The organism is Oscillibacter sp. 1-3, assembly GCF_000403435.2.
GTDB lineage: Bacteria > Bacillota > Clostridia > Oscillospirales > Oscillospiraceae > Oscillibacter.
The window spans coordinates 610890-621136 of the sequence record NZ_KE159703.1 but is presented as its reverse complement, the minus strand read 5'-3'; the positions used below and the strand labels follow the sequence as shown (position 1 = coordinate 621136).

The 10247-nt window shown below is 56.8% G+C and carries 5 protein-coding genes and 1 pseudogene; all 6 read left to right on the top strand.

Going from position 1 to position 10247, the window contains the following annotated elements; translation table 11 throughout:
- Positions 1-116 precede the first annotated feature (116 nt).
- A complete protein-coding gene (locus C816_RS02985; protein ID WP_081646248.1) occupies positions 117-401 on the top strand; it encodes a sortase domain-containing protein in 285 nt (94 codons plus the stop codon).
- Between the two features lie 130 nt (positions 402-531).
- Positions 532-1314: a CAP domain-containing protein gene (locus C816_RS02980; protein WP_016320934.1), complete on the top strand. Its 783-nt coding sequence runs from the start codon at positions 532-534 to the stop codon at positions 1312-1314.
- Positions 1315-1565: 251 nt separating this feature from the next.
- Entirely contained in the window at positions 1566-7262 is a 5697-nt protein-coding gene (locus C816_RS02975) for a SpaA isopeptide-forming pilin-related protein (protein WP_016320933.1), read from the top strand.
- 45 nt (positions 7263-7307) lie between these two features.
- Positions 7308-8840 (top strand): IS3 family transposase, encoded by a 1533-nt coding sequence (locus C816_RS22310; protein WP_016320743.1) that lies wholly within the window; start codon positions 7308-7310, stop codon positions 8838-8840.
- A gap of 75 nt (positions 8841-8915) precedes the next feature.
- A pseudogene (locus C816_RS02965) lies at positions 8916-9227 on the top strand (hypothetical protein); the annotation flags it as partial.
- A 100-nt stretch (positions 9228-9327) separates the two neighbouring features.
- The gene (locus C816_RS02960; RefSeq protein WP_016320931.1) at positions 9328-10242 is read left to right on the top strand and encodes a pentapeptide repeat-containing protein; all 915 of its coding nucleotides are present in this window, start codon (positions 9328-9330) and stop codon (positions 10240-10242) included.
- Positions 10243-10247 lie beyond the last annotated feature (5 nt).

The following is a 10247-nucleotide window of genomic DNA, read 5'->3' as shown; positions in this document are numbered from 1 at the left end:
GCATAGCACTGCTTCACTGCATCGATCTTTGTTTCCGCACTGATTGCTGACATAATGATGCTCCCCTTCGAGTAGTCTGCAAGTTTTTCTCGCTTTGTCTACTCTATGGGGAGCATATCAACTTCACCAACACCAGCATCTGGGGCGGCAATGTGGCGCTGGCCGGGCACAACCGGGGGGTAAACAACCATTTTGGCAAAATCCATACACTTGACACGGGCAACACCATCACCCTCACCACGGCCCTGGGAACCCGGACCTACACTGTTACCAGTGTTGCAAAAGTTGACGTGATGGACAACACCATGCTGGAGGCCACCAGCGACAACTGCATCACCCTTTTTACTTGTGTGATGAATGAGAGCGAGTACCGCTGGTGTGTCCGGGGGGTGGAAATTTAACGAAAAATGCGTCTCAGTTCGAGACGCATTTCCCGACGTGATATTGCATTTTTAGACAAATTCCCTTGAATGTAGTATAATAATTGTAGGAAAACCAACCTAAAAACTACATTACAGGAGGAAAACGACCATGAAAAAAGCAGGATTGACCGCGCGGCTCATCGCCGCCATTCTGGCCCTCTCCCTACTCCCTGTCCCTGCCCTGGCCGCCGCGCCCCCGGCAAGTGCTGTCCGGGTAAGCAGCTATAAAGGCAATACCCTGGCAGTTGGAGAGCGAAGCGGCCTTATCATCGGCCCCAGCGGGACGGAGTACACCGTTACCTCCAGCGACCCGGACACGGTGCTGGTGGAGCAGATCACAGGCTTTTGGGTGGCCGTAGCCAAGGCAGAGGGAACCGCTGAGATCACCGCCGCCAACCGTGCCGGAGAGAGCGGAACCCTGACGCTTACCGTTGGCTCCGGCACTTCCGCCGCTCCAACGGCTCCCGCCAACGACAACAGCGCAGGCCAGCCGGAAAATCTGGATGTGCGGCAGGAACTGATACGGCTTATCAATCAGACCCGCAAGGCCAACGGCGTATCGGAACTGATGGTAAACGAGGCCCTGATGAACGCAGCCCAGACTATTTCGGACAAGCGGTATTCCTGGCATCACTCCCAGGAGGAATGTGAAGCCGCACTCGCCAGTGGCTACCCTTACGGTTTTGGCGTAAATCTGACAGTATTCACCGGCGTCGCCACAGAGGACGCCGCCCAGCACGCCCTGGAAAACTGGATCAATTCTCCCGGCCACTTTGAGACTATGCTAAAGCCGGCCTGCGACAGCATTGGCGTGGGCGTGACTGAAAGCGGCGGCGTGACTTACTGTTATATGTTCATCGGCCAGCCGAATACCCACAACCCCTACGAATAACTGAATATGGACACGGAAAGGCCGTTCAGCCCCAGGCTGGAGGGCCTTTTCCCTGCCCGAAATGCGTCTCAAGTTGAGACGCATTTCGACACATTTCCCCATGACCGTCCTGCCGCACAGGGCGGCGTTTTTATATCCCCGAAAAATGAGAACGGGAAAAGAACTTCCAATCACGCATGAAAGGAGGATTTTCCCAACTTTTCAGGGGAGTTACAGCTTCCTTTCATGCACGAACATGAACAGGAGGCTATATGAAAAACCGTATTACCGCATTATTTCTGGCAGTCGTCTCCATCCTCAGTATGCTGACGGCTCCCGCCAGCGCCGCCACGCGCAGCACCGCCGCGCCGGACACCATCAAGATGGAGGACTGCACCCACAACGGCGTATCCTACGTTTCCCCCAGCCTGGGGACGTGCTACCTCCACCAGATGACCTTTGACTACAACAAACAGAGTACGATTGGCTTCTGCGCGGAAAAGGGCAAGGGTATGGGCTGGTCGCTGGAGGGACACACCTGGGATAATCCCCGGTCCGTTTCAGATCCCACTGTATCGACCATGATGGCCTACTACTACGCCCACTCCACCGGCGTATTCACCGACGAGGCCCGCGCTCTGGGTGTGGACGATGTGTGGGACAGCGGCTACGCATGGACCATGAACGCTTGGGTACAGGCGATTATCTGGCGCTATAAGTCCGGTCTGCTCTCCGATCCCGTTGTGGCCTGCGCCGAGGAACTGCTGTGCGTTTACAACAATCTGGAGCATACCAGCTATACCAGTATTGACGATACCATGGACGGTAAATCGTTCCGCGACCGCGCCCAGTATATTCTGGATTTGGGAAATCAGGGCGTATGGGGCGAGTGCAGCGTTTATGAGTTCAATTATGCCGGACCCGGCTCCAACTATCACCCCGCAAATGATGTACAGGCCGTTATGGTGGGCGAGCTGAACATCACCCGCCAAAAATATGAGCTTACCGTCAAAAAGGTAGACAGTACCAACCCCAACAAGGGTCTTGCCGGGGCGCGGTTTATGGTACGTTCGGAAAACGGGACCTACTCAAAAGAAATCGTGACAGGGAGAGATGGGACTTATACCCTGTTCGGCCTGGATGCGGGCACTTATGCCGTAACCGAGCTGGAGGCCCCGGAGGGCTACGAGATCGACAACGCTGGCCCGCAGTACGTTGTCCTGCCCAGCAATGGCAACAACACCGTGACCGTCACCTTTGCGGATACCCCCACCATTACTGGCGAGGGCAGCATCCGCAAGGTGGACGCGGACGATCCCACCAAGGGGCTGGCCGGAGCGGTTATTAAAATTGAGGGCGTGGACAATGATTTTACCGGCACATATGTCACCGGAACCGGCGGCTACCTGACCGACGTACCCTGGAAGGATATGCCCCTCGGCAGCTACACCGCCGAGGAAGTCACGCCCCCGGAGGGCTACACCAAAAGCCCCGATGTGAATAAGACCAAGCAGACCTTCCGCTGGGACGGCAAGACCGACATCGCCCTTGTCTTTGAAAATGACGCCAAAGTGAAAGTCAAGCTGATTAAGCTGGACGACAGCGACAACCCTCTCCCCGGCGCGGTGTTCAACATCATCAAGGACGGCCAGATCATCGGCACGGAGGCCACCAAGGCGGACGGCTCCATCACCGTAACGGACGTGACCGAGGGGATGTACGCTTTTGTGGAGGTGAGCGCCCCGGCCCCCTATGCCACACTGACTGAGCCGGTTATCGCCCATGTGGATCAGGCCACTATCAACGGCGGCGGCACTGTCACCGTGACGGCGGCGGATAAGAAGCTGCCCAGCCTGTCCATCCTCAAGCGGGACGCGCAGACCAAGGAGGTCATTCCCGGAACCGTCTTTGAGGTCAAGGGCATCCACTACGGCTATCACAACGACGTGACCACCGGGCCGGACGGAAAGGCCGTCCTGACCAATATCCCCGTGGACAGTTATGAAATCATTGAGAAGTCCGTCCCGGACCCCTATGTGGTGGGGGATGAACCCATGCAGACCATCTACCTCGGCCCCGGCGAGGAACGGGAGCTGATTTTCGATAATTTGAAGCAGCCCCTTCTGACCATCGCCAAACTTGATGCTGATACAAATGATATTATCCCCGGCACTGTGTTCACCATCGAGGCCATTGACGGCGACTATCGCAACGATGTGACCACCGGCGCGGACGGAACGGTTTCCCTGCGGCTGGCCCCCGGCTCCTATAAAATCACGGAGAAGCCCGTGCCCGCGCCCTACTACCTCCCCAGCAGGAACGCAGACCGGGAGCAGACGGTCAGCCTGAACCCCGGCGATGAGAAAACCGTCACCTTTAAGGACCACAAGGCCCCGGAGCTGACGATTTTTAAGGAGGACAGTGTGGCGGGCGCTCCCATCGAGGGGGCCAAGTTCCATGTCACCTACACCAGCAACGGCGAGGCGGCGGACGCTCCCGGCTCCATTGACTACGGGTATATTTTCACCGACGCCAACGGTCAGATCAAGGTGCATGAGCAGGGCAAGAAGATGTACCCCGGCGAGTACACCGTGACCGAAGTGGCCCCCGCCCCCGGCTTTCAGATGAAGGAACCTACCACCCAGAAGGTCATCATCCACGGAGGCGAGAGTAAGACCCTGACTTTCCAGAATGAGCCGCTGAATGGAATTATTGTGGAGAAATACGACAGTGTGACCCATGAGGCCCTGCCGGGATGCACCTTCCAGCTCCGCTACCTGGGCGGGACTTCCGGCACAGGCGGCACCGTGATCGGGCAGAAAGTGACCGGGAAGAACGGCACCGCCATCTGGACAGGGCTGAAAAGCGGCACTTACGTCGTGGAGGAAGTCAGCCCTGCGGACGGGTACTCCATCATCAACGCCTCCGAGACGGTGTATCTGGCGGACAGCGGGGAACAGAGTGTCATTACTGTCCGTTTTGACAATTCCCCGGACGGGATTTTGCTTATCAGAAAGGTATGTTCCGTCAATCCCAGCATTACGCTCCAGGATGCCGAGTTCAAAATCATGTATGCAGATGGTACTTTAATCGGTGACAGCAACGGCGTTTACCGCACCGACGAGAACGGCGAAATCCGCATCCCCGGCCTGAAATCCGGCAAGAGCGTGGTAGTCACGGAAACCCGCGCCCCTGCCGGTTTTATCATCGACACCCAGAGCCAGACCGTGCAGATCAAGGAGGGCCGCACCGTTACCCTCACCTTTAAGAACCAGCCGAAAGGCTCCATGATTATCCAGAAACGGGACAGTCTCACCGGCCAGCCCCTCCCCGGCGCGGAGTTCAGAGTGGCTACCGCCGCAGGTTGTGAGGTAGGTCTGGACGGTGTGATCGGCACATCCACATTGACCCAGAACGGTCTGTTCACCACCGACAGCAACGGCGAAATCCGCATTACCAACCTCGCTCCGGGGGCCTATGTACTGACTGAAACAAAAGCCCCGGCAGGCTATGTCATGGACAGCCCCAGCACCAACGTGGTCATTGGGGCCAACGGCGACACACAGACTGTCATTGTCACCAACACCCCCAAGGGCGGGCTGATCGTGGAGAAGTACGACAGTGTGACGAAGCTGCCCCTCTCCGGCGCTCAGTTCAAAATCACCAACGCCAACGGGGAGCTGACCCCGGACAATGAGGGCCTCACCAGCAGCAACGGCCTGTACACCACCGACCGCGGCGGCCAGATCGTGCTGTCCAAGCTGCTCCCCGGAACCTATGTGGTGTCCGAGGTCAAGGCCCCGGACAATTATCAGGCGGACCCCACCCCGCAGACCGTTGTGGTCAACGCCGGGGATACGCAGACCCTCCGTTTCTACGATGACCCGCTCTGTACCCTCACTATTTTGAAGCGGGACGCTGTGACCAGGAAGCCGCTGAAAGGGGCGGAGTTCCTGGTCCGGGACAGCGAGGGCAGGGCTATCGGCCCCAACAATGGCCGGTATATCACCGGGACGGACGGTACTGTGACCGTCTCCGGGCTGGCCCCCAACTCCACTATCGTGGTGTCCGAGAGCAAGGCCCCCACCGGCTATATCAAGGACGAAACCCCGAAAAATATCGTTGTCCGTACCGGCATTGCCAACAGCCTGATTTTTGACAACGAGCCTGCCACCACCCTGATTATCCGAAAATTTATTGAGGGCACTGAAAATGAACCGCTTTCCGGCGTGTGCTTCAAGGTGGTGGACGGCTCCGGGGCCGCTGTTGGCCCGGACGATGGAACCTATTACACCGACAAGGCGGGAGAGATCGTTCTCGATGGCATCGAACCCGGCACCACCGTGATTGCCCGCGAGATCAAGACCGTGGAGGGCTATGTCCTCGACGGCACTCCCCAGGACATTTTGATTAAGGCCGGGGAAGTCCAGCAGTTGACGTTCTGGAACAAAAAGGCCGGTACGCTGGTCATTCAGAAAAAGGACAGTGTTTCCGGCAATCTGATCGCCGGGGCGCAGTTCCAGCTCACCTACGCCTCCGGCGGCTATGTGGACAATGACAACGGGCATCTGTCCTCCAATGGCCTGTACACCACAGACGACAAGGGAGAAATCCGCGTTTCCGGCGTGACCGGGACTATTGTTGCCAAGGAGGTCAAGGCGGCTCCCGGCTATGTGATCGACCAGTCCACGCAGACGCAGACTGTCACCGTCAACCCGGAGGACACGCAGACCCTTGTGTTTCTCAATGAGCCGCTTTGCAGTTTGACCCTGACCAAGCTGGACTCCGTGACGGGCAAGCCCGTTCCTGGCACGGAATTTACCGTGAAGGACGGCAACGGGACCGTGCTGGGCCGCTACACCACCGGCAAGGACGGTACTGTGACCGTATCCGGCCTTGTTCCCGGCAGTACCGTTGTGGTCAGCGAGAGCAAGGTCCCCAGCGGCTATGTGCTGAACACCACCCCGCAGACCATCATCGTCCGCAACGGCTCCAACAGCATCACCAGCGGCACGGGCGGCAGTTCGGGCGGCGGCAATACCGGGAACAATGGCGGGACTGGCGGCGGCAACGATTTGACGTTTGAGAACGACCCCAAGACCCGGCTGGTCATTGAGAAGTATGTCACCGGGACCACGGACCCGCTGAAAGGGGTAACTTTCCTGATAACGGAGTCCAATGGTCAGGTGGTAGGCAGCTCCAACGGCGAGTATATCACCGACGAAAATGGCCGCATTGTGATTGAGGGCCTGGAACCCGGCGTGACCATTACCGCCAAGGAGATCAAGACATTGGAGGGCTATGTCCTCGATACCACGCCCAAGAGCATCAAAATCAAGGTGGGCGAGGCGCAGACCCTCCGCTTCTACAATCAGGAGCAGGGCTGTATCGTGGTGAAGAAGCTGGACAAGCAGACCGGGGAACCGCTGGCCGGGGTGGAGTTCCAGATCACCTACTCGGACGGCTCCTACCTGGACGACGACTACGGCCACCTGTCCAGCAAGGGCCTTTACAAGACGGATGCCAATGGCGAAATCCGCATTTCCGGCGTGGTGGGTACGCTGGTCATCACCGAAACCAAGCCCCTGCCCGGTTACGTCATGGACGAAGGAACCAGGACGCAGACCGTCAAGGTGAATCCCACCGACACGCAGGCCATCACCGTGTATAATACCAAAATCGGCGGTTTGACCATCATCAAAAAGGACGAGGAAACCGGGGAGCGCATTAAGGGCGTCCAGTTTGAAGTCCGCAAGCTCAACGGGGAGATTGTGGGCACCTACACCACCGACAAAAACGGCGTTATCAATCTGCCCGAAGCGGAAAAGGGCTGGTATCAGGTGGTGGAGCTGAAAGCGGCCAAGGGCTATCAGTTGGACGACACACCTCATCAGATTGAGGTAAAGGACGGCGGCACGGCTACACTGGAGATCACCAACCGGCAGACTGATATGCTCCCCATAGAGTAGACAAAGCGAGAAAAACTTGCAGACTACTCGAAGGGGAGCATCATTATGTCAGCAATCAGTGCGGAAACAAAGATCGATGCAGTGAAGCAGTGCTATGCCGGAGCCGGGAGCCTGAATCAAATCGCAGCAAGATTTGGGGTGCAGCGCAGCACCCTACAGAAATGGCTTCAGAATTATGATCTGTTTGGTGAGGAAGGGCTGCGTCACCGGAAGGGGAATCATCACTATCCCGCAATCGTAAAGCAGCAGGCGGCAGAGCTGTATCTGTCCGGTCAGATAAGTATAGAGGCAGTCTGCAAAAAATATCAGCTGCGGTCAAGATCGCAGCTGGAACAGTGGATTAAGTTGTATAATGGTCAAAAAGGATTCCGTTCTCCCGGAGGCAGAAGGAGTGTTCCGTTGACCATGGTATCTTATGAAGAGCGTAAAGCAGCGGTGGAGTATTGCATCACTCATGGAAAAAACTACAAGCTGACCGCGGCTTGCTTCGGGTTCACATATCAGCAGGTTTATGGCTGGGTACAGCGATACCACAAGGCAGGCTTGGAGGGGTTGGACGGTGACCATCGTTCGTCCGGCCTTGCCGCGGAGAACCAGCGCCTGCGGATGAACAGCCTGGAACTGGAAATGAAAATGGCGGTACAGCAGAGATACCAGCAGATATGCTGGCCCAGAAATCAGCTGCCGGACTTCAGCGGGGTCCGGCATGAAACGGCCTATCAAACCGTCAAGGAACTGCATGAGACGTATCACTGGCCTGTGTGCAAGCTCTGTATGGCAGCAGGCGTCAGCCGGGCTGGGTATTACAAATGGCTCAACCGAGCGGCAAGTCCCAAGCAGAGGGAAGACGAAAAGCTGGCTCATCTAATTGTTGAAATATACCAAAGCCAGCACGGCGTTCCCGGTTACCGGCAGATGCAGATCATTTTGGAACGACGGTATGGAATCAAGTGTAATCTGAAGAGGGTATACCGGCTGATGCGGCTCCTTGACCTCCGCTCTGTATGCAGGAGAAGAAAGCGGACACGCAGGAAGAAGTCTTCGGATGAATATCTTGCGGAAAATATTTTGAACAGGGGCTTTGCGGCAAAGAAACCAAATGAAAAGTGGCTGACGGATGTAACAGAATTCAAATATGGGACAAGCGGAAAAGCTTATTTGTGCGCAGTCCTGGATTTGTACGGAAGGAATATTGTAGGTTTTTCATTCGGGCAGCGTAATAACATCGCTTTGGTCTTCGAAGCCTTTGAATGGGCGTTCCGGCAGTATCCCGATGCGCATCCGCTGGTTCATAGCGACCGGGGCGCACAATATACCAGCCGCGCCTTTCAAAAAAGGATGAAGGAGGCCGGTGTCTGTCAAAGTATGTCCCGTCCAGGAAAATGCCTGGACAATGCGCCCATGGAAGGATTTTGGGGTACTTTGAAATCCGAGATGTACTATTTACATCATTTTGATGACTACAGCCAGCTTTGCGAGGCGGTCGCCGCATACATCTATTTCTACAACCATGAACGATACCAAAAAAAGCTTGGGTGTGTGACGCCTATGGAATTCTTGGCAGCTGGGGTGAAATAGAGGCAAAAGCTATCTCATTGCCATTCCTGCCTTTCTTTTTCTCTGTTTTGTCTACTTGACAGGGGGCACTTCAACCGCACCCTGGCCGACAGTCTCAGCACCAGCCGGAACTACACGCTGGCCGCGTCCCCCACGGCCCTGGGCCTTGCGGCAAACGAGCGCGTCACGGAAATTATGTTCGTGTTCGGTCAGGTCCCCGGCGGCTTTAGCCAGGTGGAGGCCCCCATGCTCCACTGCAAGGCCGTGTCCGGCCTGACCGCAGGGAGCAGCTTTGTGAATGTGGCCGACGTGGGCGGAACCCATGACGGCGTATGGGTACAGGCCGTGTCCCGCTGGGTGACGACTGTGTACGGCAAGCCCACGCCCCTGCCCAAGACCGGCTACTAATTTTTCCTTGTCGGAAATGCGTCTCAACTTGAGACGCATTTCCCGACATTTTTCGCACTCTCGCAAAAAGTAACCAATATGCCAGAAAGGAGGAAATTTTATGGCTCATTTCCAAGCGGTCCGCAGCGGCCTTGCAATCAGCCAGAGTATCGCTGATATGCTGGAACGGGCTGACCCGACGCAGTACAACGGCGCGAACCGGGTACAGACCATCCGGGAGACCAATGATATTTTACAGGACCGTTCCGAATTATCCCTTGATATGCTCTATTCGCTTTTAGCGCAGACGTGCGGCGGAGAGGCCGGGCAGGTAGAAAAAATCAGGCGGGATGTGGAGGCGTTCTGTGTTCAAAAATCAAACCGCGCACGGCGTTATACCCTGACGGGCGCACAGGAATACCACCATGAGATGTGGGACTTTGACCCCAAGCGGCCCTTGAAGATCATCAGCCAGCCCCTGTTCGACCATGCGGCGGAGCATGGTTTTCCCCCGGACTTTTTCACAGAGTCCTACTTTGACCATGTGACCATCTACTGTATGCCCGACAATGTGGACTGCTCTTTTTCACAATTTCAGAGCTGCCAGTTTTCCGTCTGCGGCATCCGGGGCGCGGTCTTTGACAACGCCACCCTTGATGATACCGATTTTCACTCCGCACTGCTCCGGATGGTCAACTTCACCGGGGCCAGCATCGCACACTCCCATTTCCGGGACAGCTCCCTTGTCTCCGTCTCCTTCCAGGAGGCCCGGCTGAAATCCTGCCTGACGCTGGACTGCACGCTGGACCGCGTGGACTTCCTGGGGGCTGTGCTGGATGGCAGCAGCTACGGCAGGGTAGCCGCCAGCGGCATCCAAAATCTCCCCAGCGCCACTATCACCCAGGGCGGCGCGACACAGGAGGAGGCGGAGCGCCTGCGGGCGTCTGTGTTCCATGAGCTGGCTGTGCCCATACTCCCGGTCCGGCAGCGGCCCCGGCCTGCCCGGCAGGAAAAGCCGAGTCAGCCGGAAAGGTAGGGCGG

Bases quoted from the DNA above. Each gene is read 5' to 3' on its own strand.
- C816_RS02980 (WP_016320934.1), top strand. From the start codon at position 532: ATGAAAAAAGCAGGATTGACCGCGCGGCTCATCGCCGCCATTCTGGCC.
- C816_RS02975 (WP_016320933.1), top strand. From the start codon at position 1,566: ATGAAAAACCGTATTACCGCATTATTTCTGGCAGTCGTCTCCATCCTC.
- C816_RS22310 (WP_016320743.1), top strand. From the start codon at position 7,308: ATGTCAGCAATCAGTGCGGAAACAAAGATCGATGCAGTGAAGCAGTGC.
- C816_RS02960 (WP_016320931.1), top strand. From the start codon at position 9,328: ATGGCTCATTTCCAAGCGGTCCGCAGCGGCCTTGCAATCAGCCAGAGT.